The sequence below is a fragment of the Exiguobacterium sp. AT1b genome (assembly GCF_000023045.1).
GTDB lineage: Bacteria > Bacillota > Bacilli > Exiguobacteriales > Exiguobacteriaceae > Exiguobacterium.
In genome coordinates, this window is record NC_012673.1 from 105,007 (window position 1) to 127,721 (window position 22,715).

The following is a 22,715-nucleotide window of genomic DNA, read 5'->3' on the forward strand; positions in this document are numbered from 1 at the left end:
AAAAAGAAGAATTTGATGGCCCGTCTCGTGAGGAGACGGGTTTTTAATTGAGGAGTGAGATGTATGAAAAAAACACCTGTCGTCGTCATCGTCGGTCCGACCGCTGTTGGCAAAACGAAGACGGGCATCGAACTAGCAAAAGCGTTCGACGGCGAGATCGTCTCGGGTGACTCGGTTCAAGTGTACCGGGGCATGGACATCGGTTCAGCAAAAGTGACGAAAGAAGAGGCCGAAGGGATCCCGCATCATTTGATCGATATTTGTGACCCGGACGATGCCATGAGTGTCGCGATGTTTCAACAATTGGCGCGTGCCGCCATCGATGATATTTATGCCCGTGGCAAGTTACCGATTATCGTCGGTGGCACGGGGCTATACATTCGCTCCATTTTATACGATTATGAATTTGTGGAACGACCTGTCGATGAAGCGTTGCGGGAAGAACTCGAACGGTTGGCGGAAGTCGAAGGGCGAGAGGCGTTACATCAACGATTGGTCCAACTTGACCCAGAGCGTGCGGCTACGATTCACCCGAATAACGTGCGTCGCGTCGTGCGGGCGCTCGAGGTAGCGATGCAAGGGGATACACAGACGACGGACAGTGCGCCATCCGAACATTATGATTATCGATTGTTCGTCCTCCACGCAGATCGTGAGATATTATACGACCGAATCAATCAACGCGTCGATGCGATGATGGAAGCAGGACTGGTCGAAGAAGTCGAACGACTTTTGGCACAAGGATATCGTGATACTCAGGCGATGCGAGCCATCGGGTATAAGGAAATCATTCCGTATGTTGAGGGAAAAATTTCGAAAGACCGTGCGACAGACTTGTTGAAACAGCATACGAGACAGTTCGCGAAACGGCAATTAACTTGGTTCCGTCATCAATTTGATGGAATTTGGGTGGATATGGGTCGAAAATCATTTGAACTATCATATAAAAATATTTATGATGATGTAGAGGGGTTTTTTCGAAAATTCCGATTATTTTAAAGAGATAAAGACTAGGGGGAATCCAGCATGAAAGCGAGCTACAACATCCAAGACCATTTTTTGAATCAACTTCGAAAAGAAATGGTACCAACGACCGTATTTTTAGTGAGCGGGTTTCAAATTCGAGGTGTCATCAAGTCATTTGATAACTTTACCGTCATCGTCGAGTCGGAAGGTCGTCAACAATTGATCTATAAACATGCGATTTCGACTTTCTCTCCGGCACGTAACGTGACGCTATATGAGCCGGATGCAGTTGAAGTAACAGAAGGATGAGCATAAGAAAAGGAGCGGCCCGGGGACCGCTCCTTTTCTTATGCTGTTTTTGTCGTTCCCGGTTGTTTGATTGCCTCAAGAACGCGTTGAATGGCGCATCCACCGAGGAGTGAATCCATTTGACCACAAATCTGAGTCGGCGTCGAACGGTGTAACAATGTGTATGTCCGCTTCCAAGCGCGCTCTGCCGATTGAATTCGGACGAGAAGATCGGCGTGACTCAGTTCTTTTAGCTTATCAATATTGAGTCGGTTCGTTCGAGCGAACGCAGACAAGATGACTGCTTTCGCTAGCGGTGTCTGAAGTGGGTAACCAGAAAGCTCAAGCGCCGCCATGGCCCCTTTCATCTCATGTTCGACAATTTTGTCGAGTGATGCATCTTTAGCATAAGGATTACCGGAAAGATGCGTGAGTGACTGTTCTAAGTCCTGCATGCCCACCGGACAAGTTGACGCTTGTAGAATATGTTCAATGGATTGTTGTTCTTGTGCATAACGTGTCGCTTCCCCCGAGGCGATGAAACGCTCATACGTATCGATTAATGAAATCATTCTCGTTTCCCCCTTTATCGAACTACTTTTATCGTATCAATAATCGTAAGCGCTTTCAATATAATGATGGCAAAATCGAGACCCTACTAGAAAGTATGTTCGCCTAATGAGCGGAAACACGATACAATGTCAGAAGATGCGAGGAGGGAATGATTATGAACTATTATCAACAAATTGATCCAGTCATCGATTCATCAATGAACCGTGATCGATTTCAAATACCGCAAATAGAAAAATCAAAGGAACGTTTAGACCAGTTAGCCGATGGGACCCCTGTCCAAACAAAAGCGCTCGTCAGTACAGTCGAGGTTAGAGAAGGAAAGAATGGTGCGAAATGGCTTCAACTAAGTGTTACGACGGCGAACGGGATGATGCGTGCGAAGCATTGGCTACGTGGAAATGAGAGTGAACTACTTCCAATCTATGAATCGGGTGTCATCGAATTGTCCGGGAAAATCGATGTCTATCCAAAACCGGATGGCGCCAAATCGATTACCATTGACCGCGTCCATCCTATCTCAAAAGATGAGGCAATCTCGTTATTACCAGGCTTGCCAGGGGATGAGACGATGGAGCAGTTTGCGGATGAATTGTTCAGTTTGATTGATACGTTGTCACCGACCTATCAACAGATCGCCTACGGCCTCCTTGATTTCGTTTGGGATGATTTCGTACTATCGCCAGCGGCACTCTACCACCATCATAACTATGCGGGAGGTCTATTAAAGCATACCGTGTGTATGCTTCGTCTCGGTTATCGGATTCAAGAGCAAGATGACTATTTGGCGATGGTGTTTCGTGTAATAAAAGAAGCGGAGCAGTTGCACAAAGTCGACCTTTGGAATACGATGAACGGTGTTAAAATCGAACAGGCATACAAAGGAACGTTTGAATCGCTGTATGCCGCCTGTGAAGCGATGGCCGAGCGGAAAGAACCGTTGAGTTGGGATGAACTCGCACTTGGAATCCTTTTCCACGACATCGGAAAAATATATGAATACAGCCATCTGTTATCTAGTCCGAATCGTTTTGAAAAGTTATCTCCCGTTGAGGGCACAAGTGAAACGACCGGCATCTCCATCAACCCGATTGGGAAATTGATCGGGCATATGCCATACGGTGGGCTGTTGTTTGAAGAAACGTTACGCCATACGTCGACGCGACTGCCATTGGATGTCCATCACCGGATTTGGCACATGATTTTATCACATCATGGGAAACGTGAGTGGGGATCGAGTGTCCTCCCGATGACGACGGAGGCATGGATGCTTCACTTGATTGATTTATTGGATGCGCGTTATGAGAAATGGGCTCGCGCGCACGAAGATTTGTAAGAAAAGGGTGGTATCATGATTCCCGTACAATTAGTGACCGGATTTTTAGGAGCAGGCAAGACGACGTATATGAACCGTTTACTCGCGGCGACGGATGAAAAGATTTGTCTGATCGTCAACGAGCTCGGCGCGATTAATATCGATGAACAATTGATCGTCAAGATGGACCAAGAGCAGATTGAACTTTCAAACGGATGTATTTGCTGTTCCATCCAAAATGATTTGAGTAAGACGTTCTATCAACTCGCGGCAAAGCAAGAAACATTCGACCGAGTCATCATTGAGACGACCGGTGTCGCCGATCCCGCACCGATCATTCAGACGATTTACTATGACGAGTACTTACGTCAACATTTTAAAATGAACGCCATCTTGACGGTTGTGGATGCCAGTCAAATGGACCGTGAACTGTTCAAAGAAGGGATTCATCAAATCGCTTATGCCGATCTCATTTTGTTAAATAAAACCGATTTAGTGTCGTCGGATGAACTCGATCAAGCACGCCGCCGAATCGAACAACTCAATCCGACGGTAAGGATTGTAGAGACGATTCAAACAGAAGGCGATTACGAATTACTTGAAAATACGTTCCAACTGTCACGTGTCGATGAACAGAAGTTGAGTCAACTGACAGAGACGAGTGAATCGGTCTCCTCCCTTCGTGCCATCACGTTGAGTGCCGAGCGTCCGTTGTCTCGGGAGCGCGTGACCCGTTACGTTCGTGAAGTCTTGATGCACTACGAGGATGAGATGTATCGGATGAAGGCGATTGTCCGCTTACAAGATGAGGAGCGCAAGTTTGTCATTCAAGCGACGAATCAGTTGATGGGCGCGACATTTGCAAATGAGGTGCATGAAGGGGACCGTTCCGTATTTGTTTGGATTGGTAAGGAACTAGACCAAGATGCACTAGCACGGGGATTAAAAGCATGTGAGGTGGAGCAAGATGAAGCTTATTCTAGTTGACGGATTTAATTTGTTGTCCCGTTATTATTTTGCGACGGAGCGAAGACGAGCACAAGATCCGGAAGTGACTGTGAAAGGATTACTTCGAAAGGTGGATTCCTGGACGACAGACTTTTCCCATATCGCTTTCTTTTGGGACGGGACACGAGAGTCTACCCACCGCTATGCGATGTATCCTGAATATAAAGCAACGCGTAATGGACTCCCGGAACCACTTTTCGAAGACTATTTGAAATTGAGAACCGCTTTGGATGAACGAGGCATCTTACAATCCGAGTTGACGGGATATGAAGCGGATGATTTGATGGGCGCTGTCGCGACAGCGTTCCCGGGTGAATCATATCTCTATTCCTCGGACCGCGATTTACTTCAGTTGTTGTCTCCGAACGTGTTTCAAATCATGCCGAAAAAAGGTGAGGAGCAGCTCGTCAATGAAGCTTCTTTTGAATTGATGTATGGCGTGAAACCATATCAGTTTGTCGACGTGAAGGCATTGCAGGGAGACTCTTCGGATAACATCCCAGGTGTACGTGGCATCGGTCCGAAGACGGCGACGATTTTAATTCAGCATTACGATACGATTGAGACGCTTTATATGCATGTTCAAAATGAAACACTCGAAGCGCCTCATCAAAAATATGCAAAAAAACTAGACGGTCATGAAGAAATCGCGCTCTTGTCGAAACGACTGTCACAGATTGATATCCATGCACCTGTCAACACGGATTGGGAGGCGTACCGATTTGGTTCACATCTATTTTGACGCGGCCACCAATCAGACGACTGGAGAGAACGGAATCGGAGTGTGGATCAAGTCGTCCGACGGTACCGTATCGACGTTTAAACGTCGAATGCAAGGATTGACAAGCGTTCACGCGGAATTGGCTGCATGTGCTTATGCGCTGGAACAAGCGCATGTATTGGAAGGTGAAACCTCATTCATGCTGTATTCCGATGCAGAAGTGATTGTTCGCGCACTAGAGCAACGTTTCATGAAAGATGCTTCTGCGAAGCCTCTGTTTCTGAAAGCGCTGATTGCCTATGATGAATTGCCGACCGTGTTTTTGAAATGGGTCCCACGAGCTGAGAATCGGGCAGACGTGATTGCACGTGACGCATTGAATGGAATGAATTAAGCGACCGAGATCATTCTTGGTCGCTTTTTTGACGGAGTCATTTCTTTTTAGATGGTTTTTCGCTAAAATGAAAGCGTAGTCAACTATAGAGGGGGAATTATACATGGATTATCGGATCGAACGGGACACAATGGGGGAAATTAAAGTTCCAGCTACGGCGAAATGGGGAGCACAAACGCAACGTAGTCTCGAAAATTTTAAAATTGGAGCGGAGAAGATGCCGCTTGAAATCGTATACGCATTTGCCATTTTGAAAAAAGGTGCAGCTTTAGCAAACGCTGAACTCGGTGTACTCGAGGAAGAAAAAGCAGCGATCATCGCAGAGGTGGCAGATGAGATTTTAGCAGGGCAGCATGACGCGGAATTCCCGCTTGTCGTCTGGCAGACAGGGTCGGGCACGCAGTCAAACATGAACGTCAACGAGGTCATTGCGCATCTTGCGAATGAAAAATTACAGGCTCGTGGAGCATCTATTACGATTCATCCGAATGATGACGTCAACAAATCGCAAAGCTCGAACGATACGTATCCGACCGCGATGCACATCGCCGCCATCCTTTCTGTACAAGATGATGTCCTTCCAGCAATCGACTCGCTTTATCAAACCCTTTCACAAAAAGCGGAGGCGTTTATGGATATCGTCAAAATTGGTCGGACGCACCTTCAAGACGCGACGCCGGTCACACTCGGTCAAGAAATCAGTGGGTGGGTCCGGATGCTTGAATTGTCAAAACAGATGATCGAGCGCACGATTGAACCACTCACGGAGCTTGCACTTGGAGGAACGGCTGTCGGAACAGGGATCAACGCACACCCTGAGTTCGGTGAAGTTGTAGCGAAGAAAATCTCAGAAGAGACGGGTAAACCGTTTGTAACAGCCGTCAACAAGTTCCACGCCCTCACAAGTCACGATCAACTCGTCTTCACGCATGGTGCATTAAAAGCCTTAGCGATGGACGCGATGAAGATTGCGAACGATGTGCGTTGGTTGGCTTCTGGGCCACGTGCAGGAATCGGAGAAATCACCATTCCGGAGAACGAACCAGGAAGTTCAATCATGCCGGGTAAAGTTAACCCGACTCAAAGTGAGGCGCTCACGATGGTTGCCGCACAAGTACTCGGAAATGATGCGACGATTGGTTTCGGGGCGAGTCAAGGGAACTTTGAATTGAACGTCTTCAAACCAGTCATTATGTATAATTTCCTACAGACTTGTCGTCTATTGACGGACAGCTTACATTCGTTCAATGATCATTGCGCTGTCGGAATCGAACCAAATCATGAAGTGATCTCACGTAATGTGGAACAGTCACTCATGCTCGTTACAGCACTTAACCCGCATATCGGCTACGAGAATGCGGCAAAAATTGCGAAATTGGCACATAAAAACGGTACTTCTTTGAAAGAAGCAGCCTTAGAAACTGGTTTATTAACGGAAGAGCAATTTGATCAATGGATTCGTCCGGAGGAAATGACGTCACCAAACTTAAAAGTGAAAAAATAACACAAAGCGGTCGCAAGACCGCTTTTAGTATGTCTTTTTTAGGACGTAGGTCCTAGTGATATGTAAAACAATAGAAAATAAATAAGGAAATAGTTGTATTTTATCTTGAGAAGTCGCATAATCGAAACATAAGAGAATTCGGGGAGTACGGACATAGGGGGGACGGGAATGGAGCAAGGTCAACTCACTGAGCGTATACATATGATTTTGAAAAAGATATCGGAGTCGAGACAAATTCCAAAAAGCGATATCGAGTTTCTACTCGATTGGATGAAGAAGGAAGTTCGGCAACGACGGTTGATGCATTTGTTAGAAATCTTTAGTCGTGTCGAGTCTGACGCGAAGGAGTTGCCAAGCGTCCTTACACAAGCGGAAGCTTTGACCTTGATCTCTCCTGTGAAACGTTATATCCATACCGTCTTGGGGATTGAACAAGAGGACGAAGATCTCGTCCTTATCTTATCCGCAAGCTTTTCCACATTTAGTCGTTACAAGTCGCGCGTTGAAAAGCTCGGGGCACGTCCGGTATTTTTGCAGACCCTTGAAGAAGCCGTTGAATACGATTATGAGGATGTGCCGAAAGCCATCATCATGGATGTTGAATTATGGCCACAATTCAAAGAGCGAGATATCCAATCGTTCGTGAGCAAGATGAGAAAGCTCTACGTTCCCCTCATTGTCATCGGAACGAATGAACACTATCGTCTTGCTGCCTATTCATATGGATTCGACGATTATTGGGAATCGTGGGTTCCCATGGAGGAACGATTGGTGCGTCTCGGGCTACATATTGAAAAATCCCGTCTCGTATCAAAAGCGTTACTCGTGGATGAATTAACGGGTGCTTTCAACCGTAAGTATTTAAAGGCGACCTTTTCTCGGTTCATCTCGAGATTGGAGCGGTCTGGTGAGAGTTTTGCCGTTGCACTGCTTGATATCGATCACTTTAAACAATTGAACGATACGTTCGGTCACTCGTATGGGGATGACGTACTTCATCGTGTTTCTGAAGAAATCCGTCATGCCATTCGTTCTAGTGATGAGCTCATCCGTTACGGAGGCGAAGAATTTTTAATCCTCTTGAACGTCTCAGACCGTGCGATCGTCGAATCGGTACTGGAGCGAGTCCGAACACGCATCGAAGAGATGGAGTTTCCATACGACCATCAGGTGACGGTGTCGATTGGATACACCCGAGTCTGCCAGACAGGCTATACACTTGGAGAGTGGTGTGCCTACGCAGATGAGGCGCTATATAAGGCGAAACGAGATGGTCGAAATCGTGTCGTCCGATACACTTCTGCTGTTCGTGAGGAGAAGCGAATCGCCTATGTGACGATGTCTGCCAATACCTATACATCGCTCGCTGATCGACTCCCGAAAGAGCATCGCCGGTATGAAGTCGTATACCGTCCTTACGAGGCGTATTCTTGTAATGACAATATCGAGATGTTCGTCTTGGATGATGCGCGTGCGCAAGAAGCGAGAGGGACGTTGTCTGCTGTGAAAGAGCAACGAGGTAAATACAGCCACATTCTTGCTGTATCGAAACGAACGGCGTCTGAACTCGAAGCGATCTATGACGATTATGCGGACGGAGGACAGGACGAAGTCATCACGAGAAAAATTGAACAGTGGCTAGAAAAATTGCCAGACTAAAAAACAGACATCATGATGCGATGTCTGTTTTGTCGTATTGTTTGAATGAAAAGGCATATGCATGTGTTTCATCTTGCGGGTGGTCGATCGTACTCGTAACGGACCATTCCCCAGTCTGTTCGGGATAATACGTATCGGCCTCGAACGATGCAGCGACTTCCGTTGCATAGATCCGGCTCGTCATCGGCATCGTCTGTTCATATAACATGGCCCCACCGATGACAAACCATTCTTCCTGTTGACTCATTTCGGCGAGACGGTCTAAATCATGCCACACTTCGACTTGATCGGCTGAAAAGGAAACATCAGATGTGACGACGATGTTGCGTCGGTTCGGCAACGCTTTACCGATGGACTCAAACGTCTTTCTTCCCATCACGACCGTCCCGCCAGACGTGATGGCCTTGAAATGTTTCAAGTCATCTGGTAAGCGCCATAATAAATCATTGTCTTTTCCGATTTCGCGATTCTGCCCATATGCGACGACGTGTGAAATCATACGCTCACTTCTCCTTTAATATGTGGATGCGGGTCATAACCGAGAATTTCGAAGTCTTCAAAACGGAATGATTCAATTGAAGATACGTCACGGACAATGTTGAGTTTTGGTAGCGGACGCGGGTCACGCGACAGTTGAAGCTCCACTTGCTCGAGATGGTTGTGGTAGATGTGTGCATCACCAAGGGTATGGACAAAGTCGCCGACTTCAAGTCCGGTCACGTGTGCGACCATATGCGTCAAAAGTGCATACGATGCGATGTTGAATGGAACACCTAAAAACGTGTCGGCGCTTCGTTGATATAACTGGCACGAAAGCTTTCCGTCCGCGACATAGAATTGGAAAAGTAAATGACACGGCGGGAGGGCCATCTCTTCGAGCTGTCCTGGGTTCCATGCCGACACGATCAATCGTCTCGAATCTGGATTCGTCTTGATTTGTTCAATCACTTGAGCCAGTTGATCGACGGACGAGCCGTCCGGGCGTGGGAATGAACGCCACTGTGAACCGTATACTGGACCAAGATTGCCTTCTTCGTCTGCCCATTCGTTCCAAATGCGGACCCCATTATCTTGAAGGTATCGGACGTTCGTCTCTCCTGAGATGAACCATAATAGTTCGTGAATGATGGAACGGATATGTAATTTTTTCGTCGTGATCAAGGGGAACCCTTCTTGTAAATTGAAACGCATTTGGTAACCAAATACACTCGTTGTCCCGGTCCCGGTCCGGTCTTCTTTTACGACACCTTGGTCGAGGATATGTCGACATAAGTCATGATATTGTTTCATACGTAGTGTGCCTCCTTCTCAATCTCCTACCACTAAAGGTATCAATTGTAGGGAGGAAACACAAGATATAGTGGTGAGAATCATCCATAATCAATATCCTGGAAAAACAATCATGATTCTTCGTTTTCGTGACTGTCGCTTTCGGGTATAATGGGGAATGAACAAAAGGAGGGGTTTGATGAAATTACAAGGGAAGAAAGTCCTTCAACTTGTCAGTGATGACTTCGAGGATTTAGAGCTTTGGTACCCGGTGCATCGCCTTCGTGAAGAGGGGGCGCACGTGATCCTCGCTGGGGAGAAGGCCGATCACGCATATATCGGTAAATACGGTGTGCCCGCAAAATCTGACGTGGCGTTCGATGATGTCGACATCACATCGTTCGATGCGATCCTCGTGCCAGGAGGATGGTCACCTGACTTATTGCGCCGTTTCGATTCGGTGAAAGGATTCGTCCGTTATATGGATGAACAAAAACGACCAATCGGTCAAATCTGTCACGCCGGTTGGGTGTTGATTTCTGCGAACATTCTAGACGGGGTGAACGTGACGAGCACGCCGGGAATCAAAGATGACATGGAAAATGCGGGAGCGATTTGGCATGATGAGCCGGTCGTCGTCGACGGACATATCGTCTCAAGTCGTCGTCCGCCAGACTTACCAGATTATATGCGTGCGTTCATCGACGTCTTCGCAAAACAGTAACTGAACCATAAAGGAGCTATTCAACGTTGAACTTAAAATCGAATCCATTACTTCGTAAATCCATGCAGTCCACAGCTTACAGTGCCGAACCGATGACGAAAGCAGGTACGTGGTCTAAAGTGTTCACCTTGCTTTTACTCGTGACAGCGGCAGCCGGTACGACATGGCTTGTCGTCCCGACAATCGGAGAAGGGCTCTTGTTCCCGCTCATGATCGGGTCACTCATCCTCGGCTTTATCTTTGCTTTGCTCATCACGTTTAAACCGAATACGGCTCCGGTCGTCGCACCACTATACGGGATTATCGAAGGTGTCTTCGTCGGTTCGATTTCGTATTTCTTCGAAGCGATGGTCCCTGGTATTGTGGGACGCGCCGTACTGACGACGTTTGTCGTCGCCTTTGCGATGTGGTTTGTCTATACGACAGGGCTTGTCAAAGTGACACAGAAATTCAAAGCCGGTGTTATGGCAGCCATGTTCACAGTCATGTTGTTATATCTTGTGCAACTCGTGATGAGTTTGTTCGGTTCAGGCTTGGCATTCATGACCGGTTCAAGCCCACTTGCGATCGGTGTTCAATTCGTGATTGTCATCGTCGCTTCGCTTGCTCTCGTCTTGGATTTTGACTTCATCGCAAGTCAAGTCGAAGCTCGGGCACCGAAACAGTTGGAATGGGTCGCGGCATTCGGATTAATCGTCACGCTCGTCTGGTTGTATATTGAGTTGTTAGATTTACTTTATCGTCTAGCGATGAGAGAATAAGAATCAATCATCGATCCGTTGGGTCGATGATTTTTTTACGAAAGGATGTGTCCATCTGTCTGCTCAAGACAGATTTATGATGAAGAAGATAGTGATTATCGGGTCAGGGATCGTCGGTGTTTCGGCTGCCTATCACTTAGCTGGTAAAGCGGATGTGACGGTCATTGACCGGAAAGAAGAAGGAAGAGCAACGGATGCGGCGGCTGGAATCGTATGTCCGTGGATTGCGCAGCGACGCAATAAAGCTTGGTATGCACTGGCAAAAGGTGGAGCTAGCTATTATCCTAAAGTCGTCAAAGAGCTGGAAGCTGAAGGGGAGACGGACACCGGGTATAAACGTGTCGGGACACTTGCACTCCATGAAGAAACGAAGCTCGACCAGATGATGGAGCGAACATTGCTTCGTCGAGAAGAAGCGCCAGAAATCGGTGAACTCGAACGATTGACTGCAGCAGAGGCACAACATCGTTTCCCACCGTTATCGGATGAATACGATGCACTCTTCGTGACAGGAGGGGCTAGGGTCGACGGTGGTCGCTTTCGCGCTGCGCTTGAGAGAGTCGCCATCAAGCGTGGCGTCAAGTTTGTCAACGGTTCCGCACGGTTGACGAGTAGAAATGTGATTGATGTGGAATGTGACGGAGTGGTCTATGAAGCGGATGAAATCATCCTCGCGACGGGTGCTTGGTTACCGGAGCTGTTGCAGCCTCTTGGATATACGGTACGAGTCGAAGGGGAAAAGGCCCAGCTCGTCCACGTCCAGTTGAAGGATACAGATGCATCTGACTGGCCGGTCGTCATGCCGCCCCGACGCCGCTATTTACTCGGATTTGACGACGGAAAAGTGGTCATCGGTTCGACACATGAGAAAGGAAAAGCGTTCGACGTTCGTCCGACTGCAATCGGTGTACACGAAGTACTGACAAAAGGTTTGGAGTCGGCACCTGGACTTGCTGAAGCAGAACTCGTTGAGACGAAGGTCGGCTTCCGTCCGGTCACACCAAATTCGATTCCCGTTCTCGGGAGGGTGCCTGGGGCAGAAAAACTGTTAGTCGCGAACGGTCTGGGCTCATCCGGCTTGACGGTCGGCCCATTCATCGGAAAAGTGTTGAGTGACCTCGTTCTGACAGGAGACGCGGAAGTGGATCTATCGCTCTATCCAATTGAAGACTTTATCTATCACACATAAAAAGGTGACTGTCTGCTTGCTTGAGACAGTCACCTTTTACCGTTTCATGACCCCATTCAAAAAGAAATGAAAGTAGACTTCCATCGTTTCCTTCATATCCTCGATTGAAAACTGAGGATCGGACAGGATGGCCTGTTGCATGAATTGTACATAGCGTAAATAAGAAGAAGTGGATAACGTCGAATCGATTGACCCTTGGGCCTTCCCGTATTCAATCAACTGGGCGAAAGCAGTATATCCTCGAGTCGCAAGGTGTTCCCAGTTCGGGTCTTGTTGAATCATTGCTGTGATGGTCTCGTCAAAGAGAACCGCTGTCTGGATTTTTCGTTTTAGGATTTCGACGAGTAACGCATCGAAGGGAGCGTTCGACTCAATCGCCTGTTCAATCCAACTCATCTGCTCTTCTGTCATTTGCTTTAAGATTTCCACGATGACCTGGTCTTTTGAACCGAAGTAATTATAGATGGATACGGGGGAGACATGCGCTCGTTTCGCTAGTTCACTGATTGTAAATCGGGATTGCTTCTCTGTCATCAAGTCAAAAGCGGCACGTAAGATCGCTTGTTGTTTTTCTTCGGTGCGTTTCGCAAATCCATCCATTGATCGAAGCGCTCCTTTCTCTAGTTTTGTAATCAATATACCATTTCCATTTCAAAAAAGAACGTGATATACTAGTTTTGTAATGATATTGTTCAGATATTACAAAAAAGGAGGGATCGAGATGATTCGGATTCAGCGATTGACGAAACGATTTGATGATACACATGGCATTTTTGATGTATCCCTTCAAGTGACACCAGGAACAATCTTCGGATTCATCGGACCGAACGGCGCTGGAAAATCGACGACGATTCGACATTTGATGGGTCTGTTGAAGCCGAGTGAAGGCAAGGCGACCATCAACGGATTCGATTGTTGGCAGGAGACGGAGCAAGTGAAACGGAGTGTCGGCTATTTGCCAGGAGAAATCAATTATCCCCAGAACATGACGGGAGAAGAAATCATTCGATTGACGCGCCATTTGCACAAAACGAATTCGGATCGTGAACGGCAATTACGTGAACGGTTTTCATTCGATGAGGCGACGAAAGTACGGAAGATGTCAAAAGGGATGAAGCAAAAACTCGCCATCATCACCTGTTTCATGAAAGATGTGCCGGTCTATATATTGGATGAACCGACGAGCGGATTAGACCCGCTCATGCAAGATCGTCTAATCGATTGGTTAATTGAAGAAAAGCAATCTGGGAAAGCGATTCTCATGAGTTCTCACCATTTCCCTGAGATGGAACGGACGTGCGACCGTGCCGCGTTGATTAAAGATGGACGCATCATCATCGAAGAGGACATGGAACAATTACGACAACATAGCGTGAAACGGTATCGAGTCGAATTTTCAACGGAAGCGGAAGCCGTTCGATTCGCGGCCGATTCTGGTGAACGGGACGGCATGCATGTTGAGGTCACCATCTCGACACCGATAGAGCTGAACCACCTCATCCGAACGTTGGCGGAGTTTCAGGTTCAATCACTGACAAGTGGCACAGACGAGCTCGAACATCTATTCATGCAGTATTACGGGGAGGCGACATGACATGTTAATTCGCTCCATGTTGAAACAGAATCGCAGTTGGATTCTAGGATATTCAGTCGGGACTAGCATATATCTCTTTTTCTTAGCCGCAATCTTCCCATCTATTCAAGAAACAGGATTGATTGAGGCAAAATTAGAGTCGTTGCCACCTGAGCTTCTAGATGTCTTCCAAATCGATGCGTCGATGGCGATGGACAACGTCCTCAATCTATTGTCGAGTAACTATTATGGCTTGATTTTCTACGTCCTCGCAGTTTTATTCGCATTGACTTTCGCCTCGAAACTCTTGGCTAAACCGGTCGATTCTGGAGAAATCATGCTGTATATGGCGGCACCGATTTCTCGAGTCACGTATGTGATGTCAAGCTTTGTTGTGTTGATTGTGGCAGTCGGACTATTTGTCGGTCTGAATGGATTGAGTTTAATGGCAGCGGACCTTCTGTTCGATTTACAAATCGACTATGCGGTTCTGTGGATGCTTCAATTGAATGGGGCGCTCATGTTGCTCGTCCTAGGCGTAGCCGCTTATGTGATTGCGAGTCTGTTCGATGATAGTAATAAATCCTATATGGTGACGGGCGGGATATTCACGTTCTTTCTCATGGTGAACATCATCCAAGGAGTGAGCGATCAATTCGATTGGATGTCAAACCTCTCATTCTTCTCTCTCTTTGACGCCGGTGCCATCATGCGTGAGGAATATTGGGGAATCCATTTCATCTGGTTACTCGCTCTCCTGACCATCTTTTCAGCACTCTCGTTCATCCGATTCACCCGAAAAGATTTGACGATTTAGTTTTCCGAAATAAATTCTCGGGTATGATACAATCAGCTCGTTAGAATGAAAAGGGGATGAATGAGATGCTTTACGCAACATTACGAAATAAGGTCGAAATTCCGATGATCGGCTTTGGTGTCTGGAAGGTCGATAATGAAACCGAGGCACCAGCTGCTGTCGTTGAAGCCATCAAAACAGGCTATCGTCACATCGATACGGCTGCTATCTATAAAAATGAAGAGGGCGTTGCGAAGGGAATTCATCTCTCGGGTGTAGACCGCTCTGAATTGTTCATCACGTCGAAGATTTGGAATGATGACATTCGTGAAGGCAAAACGAAAGAGGCATTCGAAGACTCGTTAAAACGACTCCAGACAGATTATTTGGACCTTTGTCTGTTGCATTGGCCGGTAGATGGGTTCGTCGATGCGTGGAAAGATCTCATCGATTTATATGAAGCCGGAAAAATCAAAGCAATCGGTGTATCCAACTTTAAAGAACACCACTTAGAAACATTGAAAGAAGCCGGTCTGATGGCGCCACTCATCAATCAAGTTGAACTTCATCCACAACTCCCGCAACCGGATTTGTTGGATTACTGTCAAGATGAAGGGATTCAGATCGAGGCGTGGAGCCCACTCATGCAAGGTAAGTTTTTGGACATCCCTGCCTTTTCTGAGATTGCAGAAAAACATGGGAAGACGCCGGCGCAGATAGTTCTCCGTTGGCATCTTGAGTCTGGTCATGTCGCGTTACCGAAATCGGTGACACCACATCGAATCCGTGAGAACTTTGATGTATTCGACTTCTCACTCGATGCGGACGATTTGGCGAAAATCGATCAAGTGGCGACAAGGGAACGTCTCGGACCAGATCCAGACGAAATCGACTTTTAATTGAGAAGGGGTTCGCATATGCGAGCCCCTTTGTACGTGTAGAGTCACATGGATGCGGGTATTGAATATTATGTTACAAAAGGAGGTGTTTGATCTTCATTTAGAAGATCGTGCTTATGGACTTATCAAAATGGCCGATTGTAAACTGGGTTGCTTTTTTAGCGACCGTCGTCATCAACTACTTTGCGAGCGGCGACAACGCGGCGGTTTCGGACCGCATCGATATCTACTTTAAGCCGGCAGGGTACGCCTTCTCGATTTGGGGTGTCATCTATGTCGCGCTACTCGTCTGGCTGGTGCTCCAGTTGAAGAAAGGGACGACGGCGAATCGTCAAGCCGAGCGGATGAAAGCCGGTTTCTTAGTCTCTTGCGTGCTGAATGGTTTATGGCTATTGGCATTCACGAACGAATGGTTTGTCGTCTCACTTGTCATCATGGTGTTGTTCCTGGCTACGCTGTGTTGGTTGTATTATATCGCTTTTCGGACGTCTACGAGCTGGCTCGATCGGTTCCCGTTCTCCATCTACATCGGATGGGTATCAGTCGCGACCATCGTCAACACGTTCGTTGTGATGAAGACGGAACAGATCACGTCGCTGTTAGGTCTTGATGAACTCGCCTGGACCTCACTTATGCTGATGGTCGGTGTGATTCTTGCCCTTCTCTTTATGTGGTGGCATCATGATTTCATCTATCCACTCGTATTCGTCTGGGCGTATATCGGAATCTTTGCGAGAATCGAAGAAGGCACACTCTATGTTGTAATTGTCAGCGCCCTCGCATTGCTTGCGATTGGGTATATCGGTTTGATTTTGTGGAAACGTCCGGAATCGTTTTTACATCATCCGCGTAAAACAGTAGAACAATAATCAAGAAAAGGGTATCTTCAGGATATCCTTTTTTTATGTTCTGAAGAACCTATAAATAAATAATATTTATGGATATTTATTCTTTATCGAACATAACTAAAAACGATAAATCCATTGATAACAGTAATGTATACGCTTTCAATATGAATCGATGCGATTCCTATTATGCAAAAATGCATGCAACTCACTTGATTTTTCAGAATATTTAGAACAGAATGTTAATTACGAAACTGTGAGTGAAAGGGGTCGATGATATGAGTCGAGTTGGTTTGTATGACTCAAAATTTGAGAAAGATGCGTGTGGGATTGGACTTTACGTCAATTTACATGGGCTAAAGAAACATGAAATTGTCCAAAAATCGCTCTCGATGTTATGTAATTTAGAGCACCGAGGAGGACAAGGTGTCATCGATGCTGGTGATGGGGCGGGTATCATGACTGAGATTCCACACGAATTGTTTACGCAAACCATGAACCTTCCGTCACTCGGTCGTTACGCTGTCGGAATGGTTTTTTTTCAGCCGTCTGAGAATCAGTTACATGAAAAAATCACGTTGATGGAACGGATGGCGGATGAACTGGATTGTTCGACGATCGAATGGCGCGAAGTACCTGTCGACCCGATGCAAATCGGGGAACATGCACGGGTCACACAACCGGTCATCTATCAATGGTTTATCTCATGTCCATTCCTAGACGAGGATGCGAATGAACGCGTCTTCTATGAACTTCGTCGGAAAATCGAAAAAGTCGAATCATTACGCCTATATATCGCAAGCCTGTCAACGAGAACGATCGTATATAAAGGGATGTTGACGCCAAATCAAATCGCAGCATTTTATTTGGACTTGCAATCTTCTCACTATAAAAGCACGTTCGGCATCGTTCATTCTCGCTTTTCTACAAATACATTTCCGTCATGGGAACGGGCGCATCCCAATCGAATGATTGTTCATAATGGAGAAATCAACACGCTACGAGGGAATATCGATGCGATGCGAGCACGGGAAGGGGTCACGTCAACAGACTTATTCGAAGACGTTCAACACTTGTTTCCTGTGCTTCAAGAGGATGGGAGCGACTCGTCCATGCTCGATAACGCTTTTGAATTCTTCACACGAACAGGTCGTTCGATCGCCCATACGGCGATGATGTTGATTCCTGAACCATTTGTCGAAGGAAAGATGGAACCGTTCAAGCGCGACTTTTACCAGTATCATTCATCCATCATGGAGCCGTGGGATGGACCGACTGGAGTCGTCTTCACAGATGGAAGGCAAATCGGAGCAATTTTAGATCGTAACGGCTTGCGTCCGATGCGTTATGTCGAAACATTGGACGGGGAATTGATTCTCTCCTCTGAAACAGGAGTCATTCCGGTTGACGCAGAGAACGTCAAATCTAAACAACGTCTAAGACCAGGACAGTTGTTGTTGATCGACTTGATTGAAAAGCGATTGATCCCTGATCATGAGATCAAAGAGACGATTGCGAAGTCAGAGCCTTATCACAAATGGCTAAAGCAGATGATGACCATTGAGGATCGAGGGGTCGTTGAAGAAGAACTACTTGAACTCGGACGTGTGCAACGTGCGTTTGGATATACGAAAGAAGACATTGAACAGTACATGGTTCCGTTAATCAAAGACGAAAAAGATCCAATCGGCTCGATGGGGCATGACCAACCAATCGCGGTGCTCTCGACGCGGCCCCGTTCCTTGTTCCATTATTTCAAACAACACTTCGCACAAGTGACCAACCCGCCAATCGACGCGTTACGGGAGAAAATTGTCACGGCTACGTTTACTTGGATTGGTCCGCAAGGAGATCCGGTCCATACCGGACGAGGTCACGCGAAACGTGTGTGGTTGAATCATCCGATGATTGATGGGGCAATCCTCAAGCAACTTGCCGAGAAGCTCAAGGTCGAACGAGTCGATACAACGTTTACGAATGATTTAGAGGCGTCGCTTGAAGCCCTTTTGCAACAGGTCAGCCAGATTGTACGAAATGGTGCGAACGTGATCGTCCTATCTGACCGTCTCGTCAGTAATGAACGGATTGCGATGCCGTCTCTCCTTGTACTGAGTGCGGTCCATCAACACTTGATTCGAGAGAACTTGCGCTCGAACTGTAGTCTCATTTGTGAGAGCGGTGAAGTTCGAGAAGTGCATCAGGCAGCGACCTTGATTGGGTATGGGGCAGATGCGGTATATCCTTATGTAGCCTATGCGACGATACGAGACTTAGTCGAACGAGAACAAATCGCGCATTCATTTGAAGAGGCCATTCGCTCGTATCAAAAAGCAGTTGTCGAAGGCATCGTCAAAATCATGTCGAAAATGGGTATCTCGACGATTCAAAGCTACCGTGGGGCCCAAATTTTCGAAGCTGTCGGATTAGATCGTGATTTGATTGAGACGCATTTCAGGGGAACGACGTCCCAACTGTCTGGAATCGGATTTGAAGAACTTGAAGACGAAGCGAGAACACTCCATACGTCCGCCTATGCGACGAATCGTCCGCTCGAGGCGGGAAGTGATTTCCAATGGCGTGCAGACGGAGAAGAACATGCATTCAATCCGAAGACGATTCATTTGTTGCAACGTGCCTGTCGTGAGAATGAACGTAAATATTATGATGCTTATGTGAAGCTGCATGAATCATCAGGACAGTTCATACGACAGTTGTTTGCATTTAAAACACAACGTCCTGTCCCGCTCGAAGAAGTAGAGCCAGTCACGTCGATCGTTCGCCGTTTTAAGACAGGCGCGATGTCATTTGGGTCCTTGTCGAAAGAGGCGCATGAAACGCTCGCTATCGCCATGAATCAGATCGGTGCGAAAAGTAACTCTGGAGAAGGCGGGGAAGACCGGGCCCGCTTCGTCCCGGATGAGTTTGGAAACGAACGCATCAGCCGCATCAAGCAAGTCGCGAGCGGACGATTCGGGGTGACGGCAGAATATCTTTACCATGCCGATGAAATTCAAATCAAGATGGCGCAAGGGGCAAAACCGGGTGAGGGTGGTCAACTTCCAGGAAATAAAGTGTACCCATGGGTCGCCGAAGTGCGTGGATCCGTTCCGGGGGTTGGACTCATCTCACCGCCTCCACATCACGATATTTATTCGATTGAGGACTTGGCCCAACTCATCTTTGACTTAAAGCATGTAAACCCGAATGCGAAAATCAGTGTCAAACTTGTCTCGAAGTCAGGTGTCGGGACGATTGCAGCCGGTGTCGCGAAAGCGAACGCCGATACGATTGTCATCAGTGGATATGATGGTGGAACCGGTGCTTCTCCAAAGACATCGATCAAGCACACAGGTCTTCCTTGGGAACTTGGACTCTTAGAGACGCATCAAACGCTCGCGTTGAACGGGTTACGGGGGAGAGTCACACTTGAGACGGACGGAAAGCTCATGACGGGGCGAGACATCGTCCTAGCTGCCATCTTCGGGGCGGAAGAGTTTGCGTTTGCGACAGCGCCACTCGTCGTCCTTGGATGTATTATGATGCGTGCATGCCATTTGGATACGTGTCCGGTCGGTGTGGCGACACAGGACCCTGTGCTTCGTCAGAAATTTATGGGGAAACCAGAACACGTCGTCAACCTGATGACGTTCTTGGCAGAAGAAGTACGAGAAATTTTAGCATCACTCGGTGTGACATCATTAGACGACGTGATTGGTCGAACGGATCTCCTCAAAGAAAGTGAATGGAAGACGAAACATCCGAAAGCAAAACGGTTAGATTTAGCACCGATGCTCTCGATGTCGACACCACTTCCTGAGCGTGAAGAAGTCGCTCACCCGGCATACCGTTCCTATGATCACCGAAAATTGATTCCGGCAGTCTCACGGTCAATCAGCTCGTTGCAACCGACCTTCTTCGTTGGTCGCATCCGAAACACCGATCGTGCCGTCGGGACACAGTTGGGGTTTGAAGTGACGAAAGTTCACGGTCAGGTCGGTTTAGCGGACGATACCATCTCGCTTCGCCTCAGTGGGTCAGCCGGACAAAGCTTAGGAGCATTTTTACCGCGAGGAATCACCATTTCTGTCATCGGGGATGCCAACGATTATATCGGGAAGGGCTTGAGCGGTGGGAAATTAGCATTGATCTCTGAAAAACATGCACCGTTTGATGAAAGTAATCAAATGATTGCCGGAAACGTCTGCTTGTACGGAGCGACGAGCGGACAAGCCTTCTTTAACGGTCACGTCGGCGAGCGTTTTGCCGTTCGAAATTCCGGGGCGACGGCAGTCGTCGAAGGAGTCGGCGATCATGGATGTGAGTATATGACCGGGGGAACGGTTCTCGTCCTCGGTGATGTCGGACGGAACTTTGCAGCCGGCATGTCAGGTGGCGTCGCATATATTTATGGGGATCAAGCGTACGATCGACTCGTCAACGAGGAGCTCGTCTCCGTCGTGAAAGAATTGAACGATGAAGATATGGAACAAATTTATGCACTTCTCGAAGCGCATCAGTTTCATACAGACAGTGTTAAAGCACGGACTATTTTAGAGTCGTTCGAACAAGCTCGCTCTCACTTTGTAAAGGTCGTTCCTCGAGATTATGCGAATGTATTGGACGTTATGCGTCAAATCGAGGCGAATCGACCGGAATTGAGCGAAGCGGACCGAGCACTTGAATTGTTCCGGGTTGTGACTGAGGGGGGTAACGCATGAAACATAACTTTTTAAACATCGCACGGTCCACATTACCTGAGCGTCTTGTGGATGAGCGAGTGAAGGATTATGAAGAATATGCGACACGAATGGATGACGAATCGGTCAAACAGCAGGCTGCACGTTGTATGGACTGTGGCACTCCATTCTGTCATGTCGGGGATATGATTGGACAAGAGACGATTGGGTGCCCGATTCACAACTATATCCCGGAGTGGAACAAGCTTGTGACCAAATCGGACTGGATGGGAGCGTATCACCGATTGATGGAGACGAATAACTTCCCGGAGTTTACGGGTCGAGTTTGTCCCGCACCGTGTGAGGGGTCTTGTACACTCGGAATCAGTGAAGATCCGGTTGCGATCAAATCGATTGAACGAACCATCATCGATCGGGCGTTTGAAGAAGGTTGGGTGAAACCAAGGCCGGTCCATCGAAGAAGCGGGATGACGATTGCCGTCGTCGGAAGTGGTCCGGCTGGATTGGCGGCTGCTGACCAACTGAACCAGCTCGGACATTCGGTCACCATCATCGAGAAGGCGGATGAACCGGGAGGGCTACTCATGTACGGAATCCCGAACATGAAACTGGATAAGGATGTCGTGAGACGTCGCATTCGGTTGCTCGAACAAGAGGGAATCGTCATCCGGACGAATATTGAGGTCGGTACGGATGTGACAGTGGAGGCGCTTCGGAACCAATACGATGCGGTGATTTTCGCGACTGGCGCTCAGAAACAGCGCACGCTCGGGATTGATGGCGATGATGCACGTGGTGTCGAAATGGCAATGGATTATTTGACGGCTTCTATGCGTGAGCGTAAAGGAGAATCGCTTCCGTCCATGTATGATGCCAAAGACAAAAATGTCATCGTCATCGGAGGTGGGGATACTGGAGCCGACTGTGTGGCGACGGCAATCCGTCAAGGTGCAAAATCAGTCGTTCAATTTGGGAAGCACCCGTCAAAAGGGTTGCTTCGTGCACCGGAGAAACCTTGGCCACTTCAACCGGACACGCTAACGACGGATTATGCGTATGCGGAATCACTCGCGGTCTATGAGAAAGACCCGAGAACGTATTTGATTCGCTCCAACCAAATCGTCACGATAGAAGGGCGTGTCACAGGGATTGAAACGGAACGGATGACGAAAGTCGTCAACCCGGATGGTCAAGCGACTTTCTTCGTTGAGGAAGATTCGATAGAGACGTATCCGGCGGACCTGATCCTCGTCGCCATTGGATTTGAACGACCAGAGCACGAGTTGCGGAAAATCGGTGTCGAGAAGACGACAGATTTCCAGACGGCAACGGAAAACGTCTTTGTCGCGGGGGATGCCAAGCGAGGGCAAAGCCTGATCGTATGGGCGATTCGGGAAGGACGAGAAGTGGCAGAGGTCGTCGATGCGTATCTCGACACTTGCAAGACCGAATTAAAAACCTCATCATAAAAAGGAGCGACAGCCGTCGCTCCTTATCTTTTGTTTAGGAGGAGTTTTATGTTCACCGAAATCCTCAT

Annotated in this window: 21 protein-coding genes; 17 read left to right on the forward strand and 4 right to left on the reverse strand. The window is 47.7% G+C overall.

The window, feature by feature from the left end:
• Positions 1-63: 63 nt before the first annotated feature.
• Both miaA and hfq read left to right on the forward strand, forming a co-directional pair.
• Positions 64-999, forward strand: a complete 936-nt coding sequence (gene miaA / locus EAT1B_RS00655; protein WP_012726184.1) for a tRNA (adenosine(37)-N6)-dimethylallyltransferase MiaA — start codon at positions 64-66, stop codon at positions 997-999.
• Positions 1,000-1,026: 27 nt separating this feature from the next.
• Positions 1,027-1,275, forward strand: a complete 249-nt coding sequence (gene hfq, locus EAT1B_RS00660) for an RNA chaperone Hfq (protein ID WP_012726185.1) — start codon at positions 1,027-1,029, stop codon at positions 1,273-1,275.
• 38 nt (positions 1,276-1,313) lie between these two features.
• Here the strand turns inward: hfq and EAT1B_RS00665 are convergent, their stop codons facing one another.
• Complete coding sequence (locus EAT1B_RS00665; RefSeq protein ID WP_012726186.1) at positions 1,314-1,826, reverse strand: hypothetical protein; 513 nt, start codon at positions 1,824-1,826, stop codon at positions 1,314-1,316.
• A gap of 155 nt (positions 1,827-1,981) precedes the next feature.
• Here EAT1B_RS00665 and EAT1B_RS00670 point away from each other — a divergent pair, with 155 nt between their 5' ends.
• The 6 genes from EAT1B_RS00670 (at position 1,982) to EAT1B_RS00695 (ending at position 8,425) form a co-directional block, all read left to right on the forward strand.
• Positions 1,982-3,160, forward strand: coding sequence for a nucleic acid-binding protein (locus EAT1B_RS00670; RefSeq protein ID WP_012726187.1), 1,179 nt, complete (start codon positions 1,982-1,984; stop codon positions 3,158-3,160).
• Positions 3,161-3,175: 15 nt separating this feature from the next.
• Entirely contained in the window at positions 3,176-4,126 is a 951-nt protein-coding gene (locus EAT1B_RS00675) for a GTP-binding protein (protein ID WP_012726188.1), read from the forward strand.
• A complete protein-coding gene (locus tag EAT1B_RS00680; protein WP_012726189.1) occupies positions 4,107-4,889 on the forward strand; it encodes a 5'-3' exonuclease in 783 nt (260 codons plus the stop codon). Before EAT1B_RS00675 ends, EAT1B_RS00680 begins: the two co-directional genes overlap by 20 nt.
• Entirely contained in the window at positions 4,870-5,262 is a 393-nt protein-coding gene (locus EAT1B_RS00685; protein WP_012726190.1) for a reverse transcriptase-like protein, read from the forward strand. Before EAT1B_RS00680 ends, EAT1B_RS00685 begins: the two co-directional genes overlap by 20 nt.
• A 103-nt stretch (positions 5,263-5,365) precedes the next feature.
• Positions 5,366-6,766, forward strand: a complete 1,401-nt coding sequence (fumC, locus tag EAT1B_RS00690) for a class II fumarate hydratase (RefSeq protein ID WP_012726191.1) — start codon at positions 5,366-5,368, stop codon at positions 6,764-6,766.
• Between the two features lie 168 nt (positions 6,767-6,934).
• The gene (locus tag EAT1B_RS00695; protein WP_012726192.1) at positions 6,935-8,425 is read left to right on the forward strand and encodes a GGDEF domain-containing protein; all 1,491 of its coding nucleotides are present in this window, start codon (positions 6,935-6,937) and stop codon (positions 8,423-8,425) included.
• A 10-nt stretch (positions 8,426-8,435) separates the two neighbouring features.
• Here the strand turns inward: EAT1B_RS00695 and EAT1B_RS00700 are convergent, their stop codons facing one another.
• Together EAT1B_RS00700 and EAT1B_RS00705 are read right to left on the reverse strand one after the other, a co-directional pair.
• Positions 8,436-8,924: a dihydrofolate reductase gene (locus tag EAT1B_RS00700; RefSeq protein WP_012726193.1), complete on the reverse strand. Its 489-nt coding sequence runs from the start codon at positions 8,922-8,924 to the stop codon at positions 8,436-8,438.
• Positions 8,921-9,715 carry a thymidylate synthase gene (locus EAT1B_RS00705; RefSeq protein WP_012726194.1) on the reverse strand — a complete coding sequence of 265 codons (795 nt, stop codon included), beginning with the start codon at positions 9,713-9,715 and terminating at the stop codon, positions 8,921-8,923. The genes EAT1B_RS00700 and EAT1B_RS00705 overlap by 4 nt, the downstream gene beginning before the upstream one ends.
• A 178-nt stretch (positions 9,716-9,893) precedes the next feature.
• Here EAT1B_RS00705 and EAT1B_RS00710 point away from each other — a divergent pair, with 178 nt between their 5' ends.
• From EAT1B_RS00710 to EAT1B_RS00720, 3 genes are all read left to right on the forward strand, one after another.
• Complete coding sequence (locus EAT1B_RS00710) at positions 9,894-10,418, forward strand: type 1 glutamine amidotransferase domain-containing protein (protein ID WP_012726195.1); 525 nt, start codon at positions 9,894-9,896, stop codon at positions 10,416-10,418.
• 26 nt (positions 10,419-10,444) lie between these two features.
• Positions 10,445-11,179 carry a Bax inhibitor-1/YccA family protein gene (locus tag EAT1B_RS00715; RefSeq protein WP_012726196.1) on the forward strand — a complete coding sequence of 245 codons (735 nt, stop codon included), beginning with the start codon at positions 10,445-10,447 and terminating at the stop codon, positions 11,177-11,179.
• Between the two features lie 79 nt (positions 11,180-11,258).
• Positions 11,259-12,368 (forward strand): FAD-binding oxidoreductase, encoded by a 1,110-nt coding sequence (locus tag EAT1B_RS00720; protein WP_041918031.1) that lies wholly within the window; start codon positions 11,259-11,261, stop codon positions 12,366-12,368.
• 36 nt (positions 12,369-12,404) lie between these two features.
• Here EAT1B_RS00720 and EAT1B_RS00725 read toward each other — a convergent pair whose 3' ends face one another.
• Entirely contained in the window at positions 12,405-12,968 is a 564-nt protein-coding gene (locus tag EAT1B_RS00725) for a TetR/AcrR family transcriptional regulator (protein ID WP_012726198.1), read from the reverse strand.
• 121 nt (positions 12,969-13,089) lie between these two features.
• Here EAT1B_RS00725 and EAT1B_RS00730 point away from each other — a divergent pair, with 121 nt between their 5' ends.
• From EAT1B_RS00730 to EAT1B_RS00755, 6 genes are all read left to right on the forward strand, one after another.
• A complete protein-coding gene (locus EAT1B_RS00730; protein WP_012726199.1) occupies positions 13,090-13,962 on the forward strand; it encodes an ABC transporter ATP-binding protein in 873 nt (290 codons plus the stop codon).
• A 1-nt stretch (position 13,963) separates the two neighbouring features.
• Complete coding sequence (locus EAT1B_RS00735; protein WP_012726200.1) at positions 13,964-14,758, forward strand: ABC transporter permease subunit; 795 nt, start codon at positions 13,964-13,966, stop codon at positions 14,756-14,758.
• Positions 14,759-14,823: 65 nt separating this feature from the next.
• Entirely contained in the window at positions 14,824-15,636 is an 813-nt protein-coding gene (locus tag EAT1B_RS00740) for an aldo/keto reductase (protein WP_012726201.1), read from the forward strand.
• Positions 15,637-15,752: 116 nt separating this feature from the next.
• Positions 15,753-16,505, forward strand: a complete 753-nt coding sequence (locus tag EAT1B_RS00745) for a tryptophan-rich sensory protein (protein ID WP_012726202.1) — start codon at positions 15,753-15,755, stop codon at positions 16,503-16,505.
• A 254-nt stretch (positions 16,506-16,759) separates the two neighbouring features.
• A complete protein-coding gene (gltB, locus tag EAT1B_RS00750) occupies positions 16,760-21,199 on the forward strand; it encodes a glutamate synthase large subunit (protein ID WP_012726203.1) in 4,440 nt (1,479 codons plus the stop codon).
• A complete protein-coding gene (locus EAT1B_RS00755; protein WP_012726204.1) occupies positions 21,196-22,647 on the forward strand; it encodes a glutamate synthase subunit beta in 1,452 nt (483 codons plus the stop codon). Before gltB ends, EAT1B_RS00755 begins: the two co-directional genes overlap by 4 nt.
• Positions 22,648-22,715: the final 68 nt, after the last annotated feature.